The following is a 21,421-nucleotide window of genomic DNA, read 5'->3' on the forward strand; positions in this document are numbered from 1 at the left end:
TTAAGGTAATGGATAACCTCTACTTTTCATTTTCAATCTTTCCTCCCTCTGCCTGATATAGATTTTCTGAACTGCTGCGATTAAAGAACGCAAAAAAAGCTAGCACATCAATGCCAAGAAAACTTGACATAATATACTAGCTATCATAACTTGTACATGTCCGGCCAGCCATTAGCCGAAACTGAATATTTAATTTATAACAATAATAGCACAATCCTTTTTTTGTGTCAACTATACAAAATCACTATATTCCAATTGCAAAATTTAGTAATTATATCTAATTCACTTTATAGAATTCAAATATTCTATCCCTTTTCATGTTCCTGTATATCCAGCGGGAGTAACGATTCCAGCGGGATATCAATAGTCACTAAAGCACCATTATCATTTCTGAAATCAACCGCACCATTTAGTTCAAAACATATGATCGACTGTATCACGGACATTCCAACGCCTTCGCTCATTTCTGTATCTTTCTTTTTTACAGAAAATCCAATACCGTTGTCTTTGCAGGTCAGTTGTATCTGGTTCTGGTCCTTCCTTGCCGCAATATCTATCATAAGTTCGTTCTTCATGTCATAATTGTGTTTTACGCTGTTACTGATAATCTCATTAATTACAAGGGCAATTGATACAGCTTTTGAATATGGAATTAAGATATCACTAAATTTTAAGGTTATCTTTGCATTATCCTTATAAAAGCTGCAGACCGCATTCACAATGGAATACATATCCATCAAATTATTTAGAAAATTTGATTTTGTCAACAGATCCTGAATTTGTGCGATACTCTTTATTCTTCCGATTGTACTTTCATACGACTGTGACATTGTCTCAATTGCCGAAGATTCTGTTACTTTCTGACCAATACTTTCTTTTTCCATCTCCAAAAGACTAATTACAATCTGCAGACTATTTTTAATTCTGTGATAACTCTCCCGAAGCAGCACGGAATGCCCCATCAACTGTGAATTTTCTAAAATAATCGCCAGTTCCTGAGCTACCCATTCAATCAGGAGACGCTGTCTTTTGGATAAACTGTATGGTTCATTGAAGTTAAATTGAAAGAGTACACTTATATCTGTACTGATTTTTATCGGATAAGCCAGCATAGCCGATACTATCGTCTTTTCCTCGAAATTATCATAAAATGTAAGTTCTGAATGATCCATACAGAAGAAATCCTCCTGCTCCAGAATCATATGAATGGTTCTCTTCTTCAAATGTGGCGCGTAATTACCGTTATTATCATTCACACCTACCATATCAACAATTTTATTCTGTTTCCGGGAAATAAAATATGCCCGTCCGCTTAAAGCCGATAATTCTCCAATCAAGTACTGTGAATATGCCTGCAACACATTTTTTATATCATGACCACTTGCATTTTTTTGAATATTTATGCTTAGGGTCCGCAAAGAATCTATTTCTTTTTTCTCCCATTCAGAAGATGTCATATAATCCTGGGCTCCCATCAGCAAGTACCCAAGTATACTTGGATCCTTTTTTACTTCTTCTGCCTGATACGTTTTCTGAATCCTGTCATGAACTACCACTGTAATTTCATCCGCCAGCTTTATGGATTCCTCCCACTGGCTTGTCAGACATAAAATCACAGTTCCTTTTCTTTTCATTTTCTCCAGCACTTTTAGAAAAATGGCAAACGAATTGTAGGAAAGCTGATTTGCAGGCTCTCGTATAATTAATAACTCAGGCTCCTGATAGAATGCCCTAAGTATCTCTACTATTTTTTTCCGCTCACTTGTCAGCCCCTCTACCTTATCCCGATATTCAAGGGAAAATCCGGTTTCATTTAATAACTGCTGAAAAACCTTACCGTTTTTCGGGTTTCCAATGGATATAAAACTTTTTTCTGTAAAAATATTTTCCGCTACAGTACGCGCCTCAAATAGGTTACCTTCATTCAAAATTGCTGCGACTCTATGCTTTTTCTTTTTATCATAAAAATTGCAGTCGTTTAAAATGATTTCACCTGATGTAATTTTTTCCGTCCCGCATAAAATCGTCTGGAGTTCATCCAGAAAATTTACACTGGGACTGAGAATTACAGAAATACAATTTGGGTGGACACAAAAGTTAAATTCCCGAACTTTACTGTTCTCTTTACTTCCTGTGATATGATTCAGCTTCAGCATTGTACACCTCTGTCTTTATCCAAACTTGCAATATTTACTCTATATCCAGTATTTCATTTGCATGAATAATCTCTTTTGCAACTAGGGCCAGCTTTTTATTACGATTTTTACTCATAGTCTGAAGCTTGATCATGGCATCCTTTTCCTTCAGTGAAAACCGGTCCATTAAAATTCCTTTTGCCCGCTCAATATATTTTCTATCCTCAAGAGATTCCTCCAGTTTTCGGGATTTTATATTTTCTGCCATGTATGCCTCGTATTTTCTCCACGCAACATTAACTGCGGCCTCCAGCTGATTCTCATCAACCGGTTTCATCAGATATGCAAAGATTGAATTATTATCCGCTTTTCGGATCAGCTCATCCGAATAATGCCCTGTAATTATAATACTAGGAATCAACGGATTCAGACAGTTTGATTCGATTACCGACAGACCATTCTTTTTAGGCATATTGATATCCATAATCACAAGGTCCGGGCCTAGCTCTTTGATTTTCTTTTCAGCCGTAAGTCCGTCACATGCGGTTCCGACAACAATATTTCCCATCTTTTCAAGTTTCCTTTTAAAATTTCCTAAAACCAGAGCCTCATCCTCTGCAATGACAATCCTCAACTGTTTCATTACGCTTCCTCTCCTAAACACACTCCAACACTTAGTATAAAATGAAATCTCATTTATACTATATACATTTTTCTTTTTTATCGCAAGTCAAAACTATCGATTGGAAAATATTATATCAAATAAGCAAAAATAGAAGGCCCGCCTTCCGGCGAGCCTTTTCGGCAATAGGGAATGTTAAGTTAATACTTACCCTTAATAAATTCTGTTACATCTGAGATTTCCGGGAATAACGATGCCTTGTTAATGGAGAATTTATTTAGCATATTCAGTATCCCTTTTTTCTTATTAGCGGGAATGGTGTATATCTGGATTTTCCCTTTATATGTATAACGGTAGTTATGGATAGGATTATACCTCTTATTAAAAAGGCCGCATATTATAAAGGCTCCATCCTGCTTAATTATCCTGTTATTTCTCTTCTCCGATAATACAAAGAAACAATCCAAGATGTCCTTTTTTCTAATTTCATCTCTAAATGCCGGTTTTTCTAATTTGACTTCATGCAGAAGTCTTACCGCCTTTTCATTAAAATCCTTCTGACTAATTTTAGGGTCAGCTGCCCAAGCAGCCAAATCTACCTTTAATTTCTTTTTAAACAATGGAATACTGGCCAGTATCGTTACGGTATCGCTGCCCGGGTATTTTACAATCTCCCTTTCGACATCAAAAACAATGACTTCACCTTTTTTTGTTGGATTACTTTCGCACGCAAAATATAAAGCCACCAAAGGATTCCGGGTAACATCGAGCATTCTGGTAGGCAGGCCATAGTGCTGCATATGGACCAGATAGTCCAAATGTGCAAAGCAGTGCGAAAATTCCTCCGGACATTCGATGATAAGTTCATTGTACATATCGCATTCATGGTCCAGCCACTCGCGCCTTCTCATAATGGAAGGGAGCAGCAGGTAATTAATATCTGAATGCCCGCGGTAATAAGACGTCTTTTTAGCAGAACCAATGTCCTGCATTGCTTTGCAAAAGCTTCCGAAGGAGTTAATAATATTGATTTCCACCTTAGATTTTACATATATAATGCAGTCAGCAAAATCCAGTTCCGCTATATCAAAAGTCTTGCTAATTTGATGCAGAATTGTTTTAGTCTCATCTTTTCGCATTTCCATATTAGGATATGCCCTGTACATCCAGTTAACTATGGCCTTAGCCTCTAAAAGTCCTAATTGGTATTCATTTTGAAACTCTTCATTCCTTTCATCGAAATGAAAGCCTTCCAGATCCTCCAGATAATTCTTCTGAAAATCGCGCCAGATGGATACTCCGTCTTCCGCTGTCGGATACGGTTTTTTATATAGCTCTGAATACGGCGATTCAATGGCCAAAAGGCTGTTAAGCATATCTTTTTTATCAATACGCCCTGATATGTACTCCTCCATATCACAATACATATCTGATAAGAGTTTATCTGCACAAACTTGTTTAAACGCTTCCCTAATAATCGGATTATCAATTATCTGATCAAAAAAGAAAAAGAAAAAAAAGATAACAATCACCGCCCTTCATATATCTTTATTCTATAGTAATTCGACATTTATTTCAATGAGTATCCTATTCTTTTGTTTCCACACTAAAGCAGGCTTTTGGATATTTCCAAAAGCCTGCTCAGTGAAAAATATTATGCCCTCTTTCCGCACATTGCAAAAATAACAGGCTTTAAATTATGTTTGTCCAAATCGTCCCATATATGGCGGTCAGAATCAATATCTCTTTCACCACAATCAATAATATCAGTTCTGCTCTTAATATCAGCCAGTTTGGATTGAAGTGCTTTGATTTTGAAGCATGAAGCCAAATCAGCAAACTTATCTGCATAGACATGTCCTAATATTTCAATAGCAACAGAGTCTATAGAGATATTCAGCGGCCTGCCCATTTCTTTTAAATAAAGCTGATGGGCATATTCCGAAATCAAGAGAGAACCTTTCGTTGCAGGGTCGTCTAAAAATGAGAGAAGTGCACGGTCATTCTTAATTTGGATTAATTTTTCTTCACAGTTAATAGATATACCGTGAAATTCTTTGTTCCAGTCCGTCATATGAAATTCCTTATCTTTTGTTCGATACTGTGTATTGAAATTATCTATTTCCTGTCAAACTCTTTAGTACAATTTCGCACCAGCCGGAATCCGATCATCTACCATCAGCAGATTCAGTCCTTCATGTCCGTCTTCTTCATGAACCGCTGAAATCAGCATACCGCAGGAATCGATCCCCATCATCGGTCTTGGAGGCAGGTTTGTGATTGCGATACAGGTTTTTCCAACCAGTTCTTCCGGCTCGTAATATTCATGAATACCACTTAAAATCACACGGTCTGTACCGGTTCCATCATCAAGGATAAATTTCAAAAGCTTCTTGCTCTTTGGCACTGCTTCGCAGGCTTTTACTTTTACTGCTCTGTAATCAGACTTTGCGAATGTTTCAAAATCAACAAATTCTTCAAACAATGGTTCGATTTTCACATTAGAAAAATCAACCTTTTCTTCTACTCTTTCTACCTGAACAGGTGCAGCCTTCTCTGCTTTTTTGGGGGTATCGGAACCGCCTAAGGATTTCATTGTCGGGAAGAGCAGCACATCACGGATTGCAGCTGAATCTGTAAGCAGCATGCACATTCTGTCGATTCCGAATCCGATTCCGCCTGTAGGAGGCATAGCGATCTCCAGTGCATTCAGGAAGTCCTCATCTGTCGTGTTCGCTTCCTCATCGCCCTGTGCCAGCAGTTCTTCCTGAGCTTTGAACCGCTCTCTCTGGTCGATCGGGTCATTCAGCTCGGAATAAGCATTTGCCATTTCCCAGCCGTTCATGAAGAACTCGAACCTCTCTACGTAGTCTGGATTTTCCGGCTTCTTCTTTGTGAGCGGTGAAATCTCGATCGGGTGGTCCATAACGAATGTAGGCTGAACGAGATGTTCTTCTACATATTCCTCAAAGAACAGGCTTAAGATATCACCCTTCTTATGTCTGTCTTCAAATTCGATGCCTTTTTCTTTTGCAAGTGCCTTTGCTTCTTCCGTTGTCTTGATTTCATTAAAGTCAATGCCTGCATATTTCCTGACAGCATCTACCATCGTGATTCTTTCAAACGGTTTTCCAAGATCCATCTCTACGCCGTTATAAACGATTTTCGTAGTTCCAAGTACTTCCTGTGCCACATGGCGGTACAGGTTCTCTGTCAGGTCCATCATGCCGTGGTAGTCTGTATATGCCTGATATAACTCCATAAGTGTGAATTCCGGATTATGTCTTGTGTCCAGACCTTCGTTGCGGAATACCCGTCCAATCTCATAGACGCGTTCCATTCCTCCTACGATTAGTCTCTTTAAGTATAATTCGAGGGAAATACGAAGCTTAAAATCCTCATCCAAAGCGTTGAAATGAGTCTCGAATGGTCTTGCAGCAGCGCCGCCTGCATTGCTTACAAGCATCGGTGTCTCGACTTCCATGAAACCTTCTGAATCGAGGTATCTTCTGATTGCGCTTAAGATCTTGGAGCGCTTGATGAAGGTATCCTTTACTTCCGGGTTCATGATCAGGTCTACATACCTCTGGCGGTAACGGATGTCTGTATTCGTCAGTCCGTGGAACTTTTCAGGCAGGATCTGGAGACTCTTGGAGAGCAGTGTCACGCTTGCTGCATGGATAGAAATCTCTCCTGTCTTCGTCCGGAATACTTCTCCGACGATGCCCACAACATCGCCCACATCCATTTTTTTGAATTCTTTATATGGCTCTTCCCCAACACTGTCCCTTGCCACGTATGACTGAATGTTCCCTTTTAAATCCTGAACATTACAGAAAGATGCCTTTCCCATGACACGCTTGGACATCATACGTCCTGCGATGGATACGGTCTTTCCTTCCAGTTCCTCGAAGTTATCTTTAATCTCCTGGCTGTGGTGTGACTGGTCATATTTTGTTATAGCAAACGGATCCTTCCCGTTATTCTGTAAGTCTGCCAGTTTCTCACGGCGCACCTTTCTTAACTGATTCAGGTCCGGTTCCTGTGCGTTGTTCTGATTCTTTTTCTGCTGCTCGGCCACTGTATTCTCTCCTTCCTTCATAAGCGAATTCAGACCCCTTGTTGATAAGGGGTCTGCTTTCATTGGTTTTTATTACATTGAACGGCTGATCTCGAGTACTTTGTACTGGATCTGTCCTGCCTGTGTCTCTACGTCTACGGTCTCGCCTACTTTTTTGCCCATCAATGCCTGACCTACCGGTGACTCGTTGGAAATCTTGCCTTCAAGGCTGTTAGCCTCTGTAGATCCTACGATCTTGAATTCCATCTCCTCATCGAATGTCACGTCAAATACCTTTACTTTACACCCTACGTTGATCTTATCAAAATCAACTTCATCTTCTACAACTACTTCTGCATTCTTAAGGATACCTTCCAGTTCCTCGATGCGGGCCTCGATATCGCGCTGTTCATCCTTCGCTGCATCGTATTCTGCGTTCTCGGATAAGTCTCCCTGCTCTCTGGCTTCTTTAATCTTTCCTGCAACCTCTTTGCGTTTGACTACTTTCAAATTCTCAAGTTCGTCTTCAAGTGCTTTCAGACCTGCATAAGTAAGTAATCTTTTCTTTGATTCTGCCATTGTTAACTGCTCCCTTTCTTATTCGTTTCCTCTGCTTTTGTAACTTCATTTCCGCTTTTTATGCCCCAATACCAGAACCGGATAGTCCTGATTCTTGTCCTGTTTAAATTTATATTTCACAATTTCAATATTATACCCAATCCCTATAATGATGTCAAGATATTTTCCAGTTCTTCGTAAGTCTCTACCTTATTAATCAGTTCCCTGAATCTGGCCGCGCCGTGGATCCCTTTCGTATACCATGCCACATGCTTTCTCATTTCCCGCATGCCTATAAAGTCCCCCTTAAATTTCAGCTGAAGTCTGGCATGGCGAAGCATCGTTTTCTTAATCTCCTCAACCGAAGGTCTCGGGGGGAGTGTGCCGCTTCTTTCATACTCCAGAAGTTCTGAGAAAATCCACGGGTTTCCCTGGGCGCCCCTCGCTATCATGATACCGTCGCAGCCTGTCTGCTCACGCATGGCTATCGCTTTTTCCCCGGAGTTTACGTCGCCGTTTCCGATCACGGGGATGGTGACAGCCTCCTTCACCTGCCGGATGATGTCCCAGTCTGCCTTTCCAGAATAATACTGCTCTCTCGTCCTCCCGTGCACGGCAACTGCCGCCGCACCGGCCTCCTCGATGATCTTAGCGATTTCCACCGCATTTATATGATCATCGTCGAAACCTTTTCTTATTTTAACGGTAACAGGTTTTTCGATTGCTTTTACCACTGCTGATACGAGTTCAAATACAAGTTTCGGGTTCTTCATAAGTGCTGAACCTTCCCCGTTTTTGACAACCTTGGGGACCGGGCAGCCCATGTTGATATCCAGAATCGCAAACGGGCGCTCCTCGATTCGTTTTGCCATCTCACTTACAATCTTCGGATCGGAACCGAATAACTGGAGGGAAGCCGGCATCTCTTCGGGATGGATTTCCAGAAGGCTTTCTGTATTCTTGTTGTTGTACAGGATTCCTTTGGCGCTTACCATTTCCATACATACAAGGCCCGCCCCCTGCTCTTTGCACAGCAAGCGAAATGGCAGGTCTGTTACTCCTGCCATAGGTCCCAGAATATAAGAATTTTCAAGCTGTACATTACCAATTCTCAACTGTTTCATCTCTATTATCTCACTATTTTCTGTTTTTATTATAAATCAGGCGAAGTCCCTCCAGAGTCAGGTCCGGCCTGTACTCATCGATACTGTCCGTCTCCTGTGCGATGATTTTTCCAAGGCCGCCTGTCGCGACAACAACCGCATTCTGATAACCTGATTCTTCCTTGATCTTTTCTATAATATATTCCGTCTGTCCGATGGCTCCATACACAAGTCCCGCCTGCATACTGGAGATCGTTTCCTTTGCCAGGATGGACTGCGGCTTCTTGATCTCGATCGCCGGCAGCATAGCCGCCCCGCCCCACAGGGAGCGTCCCGCCGTCTCAATGCCTGGTGCCGTGATGCCTGCTTCAAAGGTTCCGTTCGGTCCGATGAGGTCGTATGTGGTAGCAGTTCCAAAGTCGACTACAATCACCGGTCCTCCGCAGATTTCATAACCGGCCACCGCATCAACAATACGGTCAGGACCGATTTCCTTCGGGTTCTCTGTCACAATTCTGATGCCTGTCTTAATTCCGGCCGATACAATCAACGGCTTTACCTTCAGATACTTAATAATTCCATTCCCAAGAGAATGCATGATGTCAGGCACGACCGATGCGATGATAACCGCATCAATATCCTTCGGGACCACATCCCTGTGTTCCAGTATGCCGCAGATCGTCAGTCCGTATTCATCCGATGTCCTCGGCAGCTTTGTCGTCATCCGGAACGTACCGGCTAACTTATCGTGGTCAAACACACCAAGCGTAATATTTGTATTTCCAACATCAATCGTCAGTAACATCAATATCCTCCCCTAAATAGAAAACCTTGAAAAACAGCTCCAGAGATTCAAACAATTCTACTTTCGTGCGCTGAAGCTCTTTGATCTTCAGTGCGCTTCCTATCTCATCAAACCTCAGGTCATCCTCCTGATGCTCGACCTTCAGTTCCAGATTTCCATTCTCATCGTATACAACCATTAACACGCCGCCCACATCTTCCGTATACAGCACACACATGATCTGAAGCTCCTGCCTGATGCTGTCCGGGAGTGACTCAAACTCCGGGTTCAGATAGAACTTCCGTTCATAAGAACTGGCGGCACAAAGTACAATCTCATCTTCCATATACCAGTGTTCCTTTCTTCAAAGAGTTTAAAGGGGTCTGACCCAATTCATCTATTCAACTGCCGGCTACACATAACCGTACACTCCTCTTACCGATACTTCTCCGGCGAAGACTGCTTCTATTGTTCCGTCCCCGCGGCGGACCAGCAGTTCGCCTTCCTTATTCACCCCGAGGGCATATGCATTATACTGTTCCTTTGCCCCGAGGATTCTAACTTCTTTTTCTCTATTTACAAGCAGGCTGTTGTACTCTTCCTGCATCTTTTCCAAATCCTGTGTTTCCAGAAAAAGGCTGTAGTTTTTTTCAAAACTTCTCATGACTGCCGCAATGATCGGGCTCCTCTTTACGATCCGCCCTGTTTCCAGCCGCAGAGATGTTGCTTTTTCACTTAACTCTTCGGGAAGCCCTGTCATATTAACATTGATTCCTACTCCAATTACAACGTGATTGATGTAATCGATCTCTGTACTCATTTCCGTCAGGATTCCCACCAGCTTTTTCCCGTTCAGTACAATATCATTCGGCCATTTGATCTCAACATCAAGCCCCGTGCTTTCTTTCAGGCCTTCGGCTACACTTAATGCCATGACGAGTGTCAGCATCGGTGCTTTTACAGGCGGTATTTCCGGACGCAGTAGAATTGACATGTAGATACTGCAGCCTTTTGGAGATTCCCATCCCCTGCCGCGCCTGCCCCGGCCTGCATTCTGCTGGTCTGCCACTGCAAGTGTTCCGTGCGGTGCACCTTCCTCCCCCAGCTGTTTTGCCCGGATGTTCGTGGAGTCAGTTTCATTATAATAATATACCTGTTTTCCTGCCCAGACGGTATCAATCTGACTCGTCAGTTCCTCAAGCGTGATCACATCCGGGCTGTCTATAATATGGTACCCTCTGTTGCGCACGGCCTCGACTTCATAGCCTTCTTCTTTCAGCTGGTTGACTGCCTTCCACACTGCGGTGCGGGAGACACCAAACTTCTCACATATCTGCTGGCCTGAGACATAGTCGTCACTTTCACGCAGCATTTTCAATATTTCCGCCTTCAAAACTTCACCCCAAATTCAAACGATTGGCAAAGGGGTCTGACCCCTTTGCCCTCCGTTTTCTGAATATTCTTAAAATTCGCCTAATGTTGCCACCATGACTGCCTTGATTGTATGCATACGGTTCTCTGCTTCATCGAAGACTTTTGACTGCACGGATTCGAATACTTCGTCCGTTACTTCCATATCATTCACGCCGAAACGCTCACCCATCTCTTTACCGATCTTTGTCTCTAAGTCGTGGAATGCGGGCAGGCAGTGGAGGAAGATCGCTCCGTCGCCGGCGTTCTCCATAACTTCTTTTGTTACTTTGTATGGTGATAATTCTTTGATTCTCTTTTCCCAGACTTCATCCGGCTCGCCCATTGATACCCATACATCCGTATAGATGACATCCGCATCTTTTGTCCCTGCGTCAACATCTTCTGTCAGGGTGATTGTCGCACCTGATTCTGCGGCATAGCCTTTGCAGGTGTCGACCAGTTCCTGATTCGGGAAGTATTCTGCCGTGGTGCATGCCACAAAATGCATTCCCATCTTTGCACATGCAATCATCAGGGAATTGCCCATGTTGTATCTTGCATCACCCATGTATACTAATTTAATGCCTTTCAGTCTTCCGAAATGTTCACGGATCGTTAAAAGGTCCGCCAGCATCTGGGTCGGGTGGTATTCATTTGTCAGGCCATTCCACACAGGCACGCCTGCGTATTTTGCCAGTTCTTCTACGACCTCCTGGCCAAATCCGCGGTACTCAATTCCGTCATACATTCTTCCTAATACTCTTGCCGTATCCCGGATGCTCTCTTTCTTACCGATCTGGGAACCGCTTGGATCAAGATATGTGCTTCCCATTCCCATGTCATGTGCGGCAACCTCAAATGCACAGCGGGTCCTTGTGCTTGTCTTCTCAAAGATCAGGGCAATGTTCTTTCCCTTGTAATGGTCTACAGGCACTCCGTTTTTCTTCTTTTCTTTCAGGTCTGCAGCAAGGTCAAGCAGATAAGTAATTTCTTCCGGTGTAAAGTCTTTCAGTGTCAAAAAATTTCTTCCTTTTAAATTCATCTCATTTTCCCTTCCTATGTTCATTAGTACGTGTGTAAATCTGGGCAGGTGAATCTTGTCCGCCAGTTCCTCATATCTCTTCGCTGTCAGGTCAAATAATTCATCCACTGTATATATCTGGTACTTTGGAATCCGCAGCTGCTTCGCGCTGGCTTCCAGCATCGCCATATATAACTCTTTTCCGGTAAATGTCGGCGGCAGCTTCAAGATAAACGCCATCTCCGCCTTTTCTATCTCACTGATATCTGAAAACCGTTCTTCAAACCATGCTTCGTCATGGGTACATGCCAGATAATAAATAAATCCCTCCAGCCCGTACAGCATCCTCTTTGCATCGAAGTACCCGATCTTCAAATTCTGGCGGCTCCTCCTGCTGTCAAACTCAATAATGCTTCCCAGACCGACCCGCGGCCCGATATGGTACTTCTCACTGTCATCAGGCATCTTCACCCTCGGTTCCCGGCCCGGCCCGTAAATGCGGATCTCTATGATGTCTGAGTATCCCCGGCGCACCAGTGACTTCAGCGGTACATTATTCACGACACCGCCATCTATATACCGTTTGCCGTGCAGCTTTTCATTCTTGAAACCAAGAAGGTATGCACTGGCAAGCAGAAAATCCTCCAGCATCCCCTCCGGGATATCCTCCAGACTCAGGTCCAGTTCCTTAAAGTCTGTCAGTGAAAAGGTCAGGAGGCAGAACTCCTTCCCCGATGCACGAATCTTCTCTTCATCAATGACTTCATGAATCAGCTCACGCAGGGGCGTCACATCCACACCGCCGTCTGACAGGGTCTTCCAGATCTCTGCGATGACTTCCGTAAACTTATTCTCATGGCTGAACAGCCGCTCCATCCAGCCATCATCCACATCCATAACCTTGGAAAATGTCATCTCACTCCAGATCTTCTCTGCATTTTCGACATCATCCATACAGATCAGGGCACCGTTCAGCGCTCCAACAGACGTTCCTGCAACGGCATTGATCTTTACCCCGGCTTCCTTCAGCGCCTTCCATGCACCAATCTGGTAGGCACCCCTGGCGCCCCCTCCATCCAGTACAATTCCATATTCCTTAGACAGATCCAGTAATACTTCCATACGCTCACCTCGATTTATGATAGTATACTATATTCTGGTATAAAAATGCAACTTCTATTCCAAGCAAATAGAATACAATAACGATAACAAGGACCTGGCATCTGCCAGATCCTCGCTAAGAATTCAGGTGTATGTCTTACCAGGCTCGACCCCCCCCCGCCAAGTACGAGCTTAGACCATATCCAGACGTATCCCCTTCTCCCGGATCAGCTGCACCCAGTCTTCTGAAAGGTTCGTATCTGTAATGATTCTGTCAAAGATATCCAGATCCGTCACAAAGCACGGCTTAATCACCCCGAACTTGCTGGAATCCACGAGCAGTATCTTCTCTGCTCCCGACTGGATGATCGTCTGCTTGATCTCCAGTTCATAATTATTCATGCAGGTAACCCCCATCGTATCATGGACCCCCGCCGCCGACGCGAAAACCTTAGTGGCCCGGATATTCTTAATCAGCGTAATATTCTCCGCGGATTCAAATAACGTCGTATCCGGATGGTAGTAACCGCCGCCGAAAATGATAGAGATATTGGGGTTGTTGCATATCCTGTTCAGGATATTCAGATTGCATGTAAACACCGTCATCTTCGTATCCTTCGCGATATTGTCCGCCAGATATTCCACCGTAGAGCCATTATCAATGATCACGCAGTCGTCCTGCTGAATCAGCGAAGAAGCAAACTTCCCGATGCGCTCCTTCTCTTTTGTATGTGAGCGGGTCGCCATAGAGAGCTGATACGCATCATCTTCCACTTCATATGTATACTGGGTGTTCAAGACTGCCGCACCCGGAATGTCTAATATCACATTCTTTGCTTTGAGTGTATCCATATCCCTGCGCACAGTCATCTCGGACACATCCAGCATCTGTGCAAGATCACGGATCGTGGCACCATTCTGCTTTTTTAATATTTCTACCAACTTATTTAATCTATCCTCTTTTTTACTCAAAAGAAATACCTCTCACTCTACAATCTCCCGCCGAGAATGCGTTATAACACCAAGATCATTATAACATAAATACGAAACTCGTGAAATACCTCAATAACTATTTATAACGCGAAACACTCCCGCACACGTTTAACTACTGCATCAGCCGTAAATCCATATTTTTCGAATAACTGGCCAGCCGGTGCGGAAGCCCCGAATTCATCCATTGTAATATAGCATCCGTCTATGCCGATATACTTTCCCCAGGATACACTGCTGCCGGCTTCGACAACGGCACGGTTTCTTACATTCTTCGGAAGCACGGACTCCTGATAGGCTTTGTCCTGTTCCTCGAATACATCCAGGCACGGCATGCTTACTACTCTGGCGGAAATTCCTTCCTCCTCCAGCTTTAAGGCAGCCTCCAGTGCAACGCCTGTCTCTGACCCTGTCGCTATGAACAGGATATCTGCCGTGTCAGAGGATTCCTTCTTCAGGATATATCCCCCTCGCAGTGCTTCTTTCCCGCTGACCTTTAATACAGGAAGGTTTTGTCTGGAAAGAACAAGGCAGGTCGGCGTCTTAAGTGATGTCAGGGCCGAATACCATGCCGCCTTCGTCTCCATCTCATCGGCCGGCCTGAACACATGCATATTCGGGAGGGACCTCAGCATGGTCAGCTGCTCAACCGGCTCGTGGGTCGGGCCATCCTCCCCGACCCCAATACTGTCATGGGTCAGAACGGAAATCATTGGCAGCCCCATCAGGGAAGACAGGCGCAGCATTGGTTTCATATAGTCTGAGAACACAAAGAATGTCGCGGCATAAGTGCGCAGCCCTCCGTGCAGCAGGATTCCATTTGCCACGGCCGTCATTCCTAATTCTCTGACCCCGTAATGCATATTTCTTCCCTCCGGACATGTTCTCGAGAAATCAGGCTCCCCGTTCATAACGGTTTTATTCGACGGTCCCAGATCTGCGGAACCCCCGATCAAATTCGGCATCCGGTCTTTTATAACATTCAATACCTTTCCGGAAATGCTCCTTGTAGCCTCGGCTTTGCCGGTTCTTGCCCAGAATTCTTCGTCATCCAGCAGTTTAAGCGGAGCTTCTTCATCATAATAGGCATCCAGTCCTGCTTTCAATTCAGGATACTTTCTGCCATATTCTTCAAACATCTGCTGCCAGAAATATTCCTTCGCAGCCCCGCTGCGCGCCAGAGTACTGTAGTGTTCATAAACTTCCTGAGGTACCGCAAACGCCTCCTGTTCGGGCCATCCTAACGACTCCCTGAGGATTTTTACATTTTCCTCTCCGAGCGGCTCGCCGTGTGCACTCGCCCTGCCCTCTTTTGCAGGGACGCCATACCCGATTTTTGTCGTGATTTTAATAAAGGAAGGTCTTTCCTTATCAGCCTTTGCCTGTGCAACCGCTTTTCCGATTGCCTCCGTGTCGTTCCCGTCTTCCACTGTAAGTATCTGGAACCCAAACGCCTCGAAACGCTTTTCCACATCTTCCGTAAAAGCGATCCCGGTACTTCCCTCGATTGTAATCGAATTTGAATCATACAGGACGATCAGTTTCCCAAGGCCGCACGTACCTGCCAGAGACATGGCCTCGGAAGAAATCCCTTCCATCAGGCAGCCGTCCCCGCACAATGCGTATGTATAATGGTCGAAGACCGGGTATCCTTCCCTGTTGAATTTCGCAGCCAGATGTTTCTCCGCTATCGCCATTCCGACTGCCATCCCGAGTCCGGCGCCCAGCGGTCCTGTTGTCGCCTCCACACCTGTTGTATGTCCATATTCGGGGTGTCCCGGGGTCAGAGAACCTAACTGCCGGAAATTCTTCAGGTCTTCAATCCCAAGCCCCCCATATCCGAATAAATGCAGCAGAGAATACAGCATGGAGGAACCATGCCCCGCCGACAGTATAAACCTGTCACGATTGATCCATTCCGGGTCCGCCGGATTATGGTCCATCTGGTGCGCCCAGACCTCATATGCAATCGGAGCCGCCCCTAACGGGAGCCCCGGATGCCCTGAATTTGCTTTCTGCACCATATCCGCGGATAAGATGCGGACTGCATTCACTGCCAAAGTCTCTAATTGCTTATTCATGCTGTTTTCTCCTTTTTCTTTTTATGTCCGATCACACCTTTCACCTTCAGCTTTGTCGTATAAGAACTGATCGCAAGTGCAAAAATCGCGAACAGGAACGGGAACATCTTAATAATTGACGGCGAAATATTCATGCCTACCAGTTCTATCCTGATTCCGACAGCGTCTGCGAGTCCAAAAAGCAGTGTGACGAGTGAAGAGAAGACCGGGTGTGCATTTCCAAAAACGAGTGCCGTAAATGCATTGAAGCCTCGTCCCTGAATCATGTCTTCTGAAAACTGTGAGACTGAAATTGTGGATAAGTATGCACCCGCAAGTCCTGACAGTGCACCTGAAATCAGTATGACCTGCCATTTCACCAGCGCCGGTTTGATGCCCGCCGTCTTAGCTGCCACTTCGGACTCCCCGACTGCACAGATACTTAAGCCCATCTTTGTCTTGAAGAGCATAATGTAAATGACAACAACAAGAAAGATTGCAAAATAAGTCACAATACTCTGCCCGCTTATACAGTTCAGGATCGGGATATCTTTAATAACAGGAATGTGGATCATATTCAGCTTATGGATCTTGTCCGGGCTGTATGCCCCCTGCACTTCGAACATGGCCCGCAGCAGGTAGGAAGTCAGGCCCGCGCCCAGCATGTTCATGGCGATACTGGCAATGATATTATCGGCTTTAAATTTCGTAACAAATAAAGCAAAGAGTGCACTGTACAACGCCCCGACCAGCATCGCGCCGATGAGTCCCGCCCAGACATTACCACCGGTAAACTGTACCACTGCGACTGCCGCAAATGCGCCTACCAGAGAGAAACCTTCCAATGCAATGTTGAAGACACCCGCCCGCTGGCACAAAAGACCGCCCAATGCCATGAGCATTAAAGGAGTGGCAATTCTTATCATAGATGCCAGTGTGTCAGAAATAACCGCTATGTTCATCCTATTTACCTCCTTCACTTGCCTGTTTCTTCCCGGCCGCTTTTCTCTTTAACCTTGGAAGTACAAACTTGGCACTGATTGTTATGAATATGATCGCTGTTACAATGTCAGTTACTGCGGACGGTACATCCGTGATACGTTCCATGTTGATTCCGCCGTTCTTCAATGCACCAAAGAAGATACCGGAGAACAGCACACCGATCGGGTTATTGTTTGCCAGCAGGGACACAACGATACCGTCAAACCCGAAATCCGGGTTAAACCCTGCCAGAAGTCTGTGCTGGACCGCCGTAACCTCTACAGCCCCGACAATTCCTGCAATTGCACCACTCATCGCCATAACCTGAAGGATCGTCTTCTTCGGCTTCATACCGGAGTATTTTGCCAGAACAGGATTCGAGCCGACCACTTTAATCTCGTGTCCGAATGCCGTCCTAAAGAAAACGAATGCGAGAACAAGCATTACGATAATTGCTATGTAAAAACCAATGTTTGCCGAGGATGGCTCAAAATAAGAGATACGCGGGAGCCATGTGTTTTCATTTAATATGGCACTGGCATTTAAGTTCGTCCCGGCTTCCGGATCACGTAAAGGACCGGTTACGAGATATTCCACGTACAGAGCCGCGATAAAGTTCAAAAGCAGTGTGGAAACAACTTCGTTCGTGTTCAGATATACCTTCATCAGGGCCGGAATCATTGCAAACAGCGCCCCTGCTGCCATAGCCGCTAAAAATACAAGAACGAGCGCAGCCACATGGTTCATTGATTTCGGAATATTCACCGCTACTGCTGTCGCCGCCGCGGCACCCATATACAGCTGCCCGTCCACACCAAGGTTAAAAACTTCCGCCTTGTAAGTCACACAGATTGCAAGCCCGGCGAGGATTAACGGGGTAGCCCAGCGGATTGTACCTGCAATATCAAGGGTAAGTCCCTCAAATATACCATTTACGATCGCCAGCGGCTCATAGCCGGATACGGCCAGGAAGATCGTTGCAAGGATCAGTGCAATGACAATCAGGCCAACTTGTTTTCCCACAACACCCACTGCGGATAATATTCTGTTGTTATCTTTATTTTTCATCGTCATCACCGCCTTGTCTCTTTGCTCCTGTCATGTAAACAGCAATCGTTCTCTCATCTGCTTCCCCGCGTTTGAATTCTGCCATGATTTCTCCTTCATACATAACCAGAATCCTGTCAGAAAGGGAAAGGATCTCATCCAGCTCCGCACTGACCAGCAGGACACCCCTGTTGGAATCGCGTACTTCAATGATCTTGTGGTGGATTGATTCTATCGCGCCAATATCAACCCCTCTTGTCGGCTGCGCCGCAATCAGCAGGTCCGGGTCAGCTTCCATCTCACGTGCAAAGATGACCTTCTGCATGTTTCCGCCGGAAAGTGTTCCCAGCTTATAATCAGAATCCGGCGTCTTTACGTCGAAATTCTTACATAGCTCCTCTGACAAGGCATGGAGCTTTTTATTATCGAGGATACCTGACTTGCAGTATGGTTTCTGATAGTACCTGTTCAGAATCAGGTTATCCCTGATGGTACAGTTTACCGCACTTCCCATTTTCAGCCTGTCCTCCGGGATGTGGGACATGCCGCTCTCCCGCCTCTGGCGCACATTCCGGGCGGTAACATCCTGCCCTTTGAAAATAATCTGTCCGCCTGTAGGCTTCAGCATCCCTGATACTGCTTCAATCAGTTCTGTCTGCCCGTTCCCTTCGACGCCTGCGATTCCCACAACTTCCCCTCTTGAAACATGGAAGCTGACTCCGTTTAATGCCGGCAGGCCTCTCTGGTTCAGAGCATGGATATCCTTAACCTCCAGAACATCTTCGCCGGGCTGGTAGGGCTTACGGTCAATCTCCAGATTTACCTTCCTTCCCACCATCATGTCGGAAAGCCCTTCTGTATTCGCCTCCGAAGTATCCAGACTTCCAGTGACGAGCCCCTTTCTCATGACAACGATTTTATCGGTGATGGCCATCACTTCACGGAGCTTATGTGTGATAAAAATAATGGCACATCCCTTTGATTTCAGGAGACGGAGTACATCCAGAAGCTTATCCGTCTCTGTTGGTGTCAGTACCGCCGTAGGCTCGTCGAGAATCAGCACCTTCGCCTCTCTGTACAGCGCCTTGATGATTTCAACCCTCTGTTTTTCCCCAACGGAAAGCTGGTATACCTTCTCGTCCAGATCCACCGGGAGATCATATGTATCCATGATCTCCCGAATCTTTTCTTTTGCCTCTTTTGTGTCAATCAGGCCTTTTTTAGTTGGTGCTTTCCCTAAGATAATGTTTTGTAAAACACTTAAGTTCGGCATCAGCATGAAATGCTGATGTACCATTCCGATTCCCAGTTTAATCGCCATATTCGGGGACTGGATACGGACCTCTTTTCCAAAGAGCTTTATTACACCGAGATCCGGCTCCATCATTCCATACAGCATATTCATCATTGTAGATTTTCCGGCACCGTTCTCGCCGATCAGTCCAAGTATCTCCCCCTCACCTACGCTTAAAGAAACGTTATCATTCGCCACTACACCGGGAAAGAATTTCGATATATTCAACATTTCAACCGCTACTGCCATAATATCCTTCCTTTTCTGCTTATCTGCTATGCTTTAGTACAGATACGATTTTTCTTAACGCTCAGTTTTACTTCACCAGTTTCATCCCATTCTTTCAGTATCTTCATAGCTTCTGCCGCTGCCAGGCACGCCTTTTCTTCTCCGCCATTATCTCCCCAGCGGTCTAACACCCTGTTGGAAATAACCGAAAGAATTGCACCCATCCTCATTTCATGCAGATAGCCTACAACATACTGCCCGGATGTCTCCATCTCGATATTCGTCACGCCTGCAGTCTGCAGGTCCGGAATAATCTTCTCCGCGAAGGACGGCCAGTAACCGCTTCCGTCCTCGTTCAGCGGGCGGCCCTGTCCGATATAAAAAGACCCGACCGTGTAATCCAGACCCAGTCCATAGCGGAATCCAAGCCGTTCACAGGCCTCCATCAGGGCCATGACAACATAGGTATTCGCAAATGCCGGGAACTCCGGTTCCACATACGTTGCGGATGTTCCGTCCTTTCGGACACAGGCAACCGGGATAATCAGGTCGCCGAGGTCAAACTGCGGTACGATACAGCCTGTCGTGCCCACACGGATACAGGTATGAACGCCCAGTGTGTTCAGTTCGTGGAGGCAGATCTCAGAACTCGGTCCGCCAATGCCTGTAGACGTACATGCCATATCCATGCCCTTATATTTTCCGGTCACTGTTTTATACTCCCGGTAAGATGCCACTTCCTTAACATCGTCCCAGTTCTTCGCTATTTTCACAGTCCTCTCCGGAGCCCCCGGAAGGATCACGTAAGGGGGGACATCCCCCGGTTTTAACTGAAGATGATATACACCTTCATTTTCGGCCTTCGGAGCTGATGCTTTATTTATGCTTTCTTCCATAATGACTGATTCTCCTTTTATTCTGCTGAAGCTTTGATTTTATCCCAGTTCGGTACATCTGTGTTAAATGGAACTTCCAGAGAACCGTCCTTGATCTGTTCTTCCATCTTTTGTGCTTCTTCAATTGCTGCCTTCATGACATCTTTATACTCTGCATTACCATCTGCGAATCTGTTGAAAGAATCCCAGTCCATAAAATATCCGCCGTTCGTCAGGTCACGGATTCCGTGCTCTCCGCCCGGGTATTCCCCATTCTTTAACATTTCAATCGCTTTATATACTGTATCGCCAAAGCCGATGCCTTCGATACCGTAGAATCCTTCGTATGTGTCGTAATAGTCACTGATTTCGCCTGCACACAGGATGCCTGCATCCTTAGATGCCTCAACCACACCTGCATTGGAAGCCCCTGAATCTGTCTGGATGACGTCGCAGCCTTTTGAAATCATAGCGCTTGTAATCTCTTTTGCCTTAGCCGGGTCTTCATAACTGCCTACATAGGAGAATTCCACTGTGGCATCCGGATTTGCCGCTTTTACACCCATCATGAAACCATTGCCTTCTGCATTCGGAGTCGGCTCTTCTGCACCTACCACGAAGCCTACATGATTGGATTTCGTAAGTTTTCCGGCAATATATCCGCCAAGGTAAAATGCTCCTTCACCATGAAATTCTGTATCCCACACGTTCTCATACTTCTCGCTGCCATCATTGATTGTCTGGAAAATGGCTGCATATTTCGTATCCGGATATTCTTTTGAGACAAGTTTTGTCGCATCCGTCATGTATCCATAGGTTGTTACAATCAAATCGTATCCGGCCTTGGACATTGCACGCACATCTTCTTCAAACTTAGAAGCTTCTGCTGACTCCAGCTTCTTGATCTCAACGCCAAAATCCTCTGCCGCCTGGTCGGCACCTTTTGCGAGGTCATCCATAGAAGCCTTGTCACCAAACTTCTGGTTTACTACAAGGGCAACCTTCAACTGTTTTTCCCCGTCGTCTTTTCCTTTGTCGGAAGAAGCCGGCTCAGATTTCTTTGCACACCCTGCTACAAGTCCAACCACCATCACTGCTACAAGCATAACTGCCAAAACTCTTTTTTTCATAAATAATTTCCTTCCTTTT

Annotated in this window: 18 protein-coding genes and 1 pseudogene; all 19 read right to left on the reverse strand. The window is 45.3% G+C overall.

The features are described 5' to 3' along the window. Window positions 1-305: 305 nt before the first annotated feature. The 19 genes and pseudogenes from DWX43_RS25000 to DWX43_RS25085 all read right to left on the reverse strand — a co-directional run bounded on the left by DWX43_RS25000 (window position 306) and on the right by DWX43_RS25085 (window position 21,402). Complete coding sequence (locus DWX43_RS25000; protein ID WP_118622625.1) at window positions 306-2,156, reverse strand: histidine kinase dimerization/phosphoacceptor domain -containing protein; 1,851 nt, start codon at window positions 2,154-2,156, stop codon at window positions 306-308. Window positions 2,157-2,190: 34 nt separating this feature from the next. Beyond that, entirely contained in the window at window positions 2,191-2,778 is a 588-nt protein-coding gene (locus DWX43_RS25005) for a response regulator (RefSeq protein ID WP_118622627.1), read from the reverse strand. A gap of 179 nt (window positions 2,779-2,957) precedes the next feature. Then, window positions 2,958-4,172 carry an FRG domain-containing protein gene (locus DWX43_RS25010; RefSeq protein WP_182440819.1) on the reverse strand — a complete coding sequence of 405 codons (1,215 nt, stop codon included), beginning with the start codon at window positions 4,170-4,172 and terminating at the stop codon, window positions 2,958-2,960. Window positions 4,173-4,411: 239 nt separating this feature from the next. Beyond that, a complete protein-coding gene (locus tag DWX43_RS25015) occupies window positions 4,412-4,831 on the reverse strand; it encodes a hypothetical protein (protein WP_109732422.1) in 420 nt (139 codons plus the stop codon). Window positions 4,832-4,894: 63 nt separating this feature from the next. Further along, the gene (gene lysS / locus DWX43_RS25020; RefSeq protein ID WP_118622631.1) at window positions 4,895-6,859 is read right to left on the reverse strand and encodes a lysine--tRNA ligase; all 1,965 of its coding nucleotides are present in this window, start codon (window positions 6,857-6,859) and stop codon (window positions 4,895-4,897) included. A 51-nt stretch (window positions 6,860-6,910) separates the two neighbouring features. Beyond that, window positions 6,911-7,396, reverse strand: a complete 486-nt coding sequence (greA, locus tag DWX43_RS25025; protein ID WP_109732440.1) for a transcription elongation factor GreA — start codon at window positions 7,394-7,396, stop codon at window positions 6,911-6,913. A gap of 143 nt (window positions 7,397-7,539) precedes the next feature. Beyond that, window positions 7,540-8,499 carry a tRNA dihydrouridine synthase DusB gene (dusB, locus tag DWX43_RS25030; RefSeq protein WP_109732441.1) on the reverse strand — a complete coding sequence of 320 codons (960 nt, stop codon included), beginning with the start codon at window positions 8,497-8,499 and terminating at the stop codon, window positions 7,540-7,542. Window positions 8,500-8,512: 13 nt separating this feature from the next. Further along, window positions 8,513-9,283, reverse strand: coding sequence for a type III pantothenate kinase (locus tag DWX43_RS25035; protein WP_109732442.1), 771 nt, complete (start codon window positions 9,281-9,283; stop codon window positions 8,513-8,515). Next, window positions 9,267-9,608: a DUF6145 family protein gene (locus tag DWX43_RS25040; protein WP_109732443.1), complete on the reverse strand. Its 342-nt coding sequence runs from the start codon at window positions 9,606-9,608 to the stop codon at window positions 9,267-9,269. Before DWX43_RS25040 ends, DWX43_RS25035 begins: the two co-directional genes overlap by 17 nt. 66 nt (window positions 9,609-9,674) lie before the next feature. After that, on the reverse strand, window positions 9,675-10,655 hold the full coding sequence (locus DWX43_RS25045; RefSeq protein ID WP_118622633.1) for a biotin--[acetyl-CoA-carboxylase] ligase: 981 nt from the start codon (window positions 10,653-10,655) through the stop codon (window positions 9,675-9,677). Window positions 10,656-10,724: 69 nt separating this feature from the next. Next, complete coding sequence (gene argF / locus DWX43_RS27700) at window positions 10,725-11,717, reverse strand: ornithine carbamoyltransferase (protein ID WP_330582322.1); 993 nt, start codon at window positions 11,715-11,717, stop codon at window positions 10,725-10,727. Between the two features lie 525 nt (window positions 11,718-12,242). Next, window positions 12,243-12,818, reverse strand: a pseudogene (locus DWX43_RS27705) (patatin-like phospholipase family protein); the annotation flags it as partial. Window positions 12,819-12,989: 171 nt separating this feature from the next. Then, window positions 12,990-13,769, reverse strand: coding sequence for a DeoR/GlpR family DNA-binding transcription regulator (locus DWX43_RS25055; RefSeq protein WP_109732446.1), 780 nt, complete (start codon window positions 13,767-13,769; stop codon window positions 12,990-12,992). Between the two features lie 101 nt (window positions 13,770-13,870). Beyond that, on the reverse strand, window positions 13,871-15,868 hold the full coding sequence (gene tkt, locus DWX43_RS25060; RefSeq protein ID WP_118622637.1) for a transketolase: 1,998 nt from the start codon (window positions 15,866-15,868) through the stop codon (window positions 13,871-13,873). After that, the gene (locus DWX43_RS25065; protein WP_109732448.1) at window positions 15,865-16,809 is read right to left on the reverse strand and encodes an ABC transporter permease; all 945 of its coding nucleotides are present in this window, start codon (window positions 16,807-16,809) and stop codon (window positions 15,865-15,867) included. The genes tkt and DWX43_RS25065 overlap by 4 nt, the downstream gene beginning before the upstream one ends. 1 nt (window position 16,810) lies before the next feature. Beyond that, complete coding sequence (locus tag DWX43_RS25070) at window positions 16,811-17,896, reverse strand: ABC transporter permease (protein WP_181368766.1); 1,086 nt, start codon at window positions 17,894-17,896, stop codon at window positions 16,811-16,813. After that, the gene (locus DWX43_RS25075; RefSeq protein WP_109732450.1) at window positions 17,886-19,418 is read right to left on the reverse strand and encodes an ABC transporter ATP-binding protein; all 1,533 of its coding nucleotides are present in this window, start codon (window positions 19,416-19,418) and stop codon (window positions 17,886-17,888) included. The genes DWX43_RS25070 and DWX43_RS25075 overlap by 11 nt, the downstream gene beginning before the upstream one ends. A 26-nt stretch (window positions 19,419-19,444) precedes the next feature. Continuing rightward, window positions 19,445-20,293: a nucleoside phosphorylase gene (locus DWX43_RS25080; RefSeq protein ID WP_118622639.1), complete on the reverse strand. Its 849-nt coding sequence runs from the start codon at window positions 20,291-20,293 to the stop codon at window positions 19,445-19,447. A 17-nt stretch (window positions 20,294-20,310) separates the two neighbouring features. Further along, window positions 20,311-21,402: a BMP family ABC transporter substrate-binding protein gene (locus DWX43_RS25085; RefSeq protein ID WP_243099467.1), complete on the reverse strand. Its 1,092-nt coding sequence runs from the start codon at window positions 21,400-21,402 to the stop codon at window positions 20,311-20,313. Window positions 21,403-21,421 lie beyond the last annotated feature (19 nt).

The organism is Clostridium sp. AF19-22AC (assembly GCF_003479085.1).
In the GTDB taxonomy this organism is placed as follows: Bacteria; Bacillota; Clostridia; order Lachnospirales; family Lachnospiraceae; genus Faecalicatena_A; species Faecalicatena_A orotica.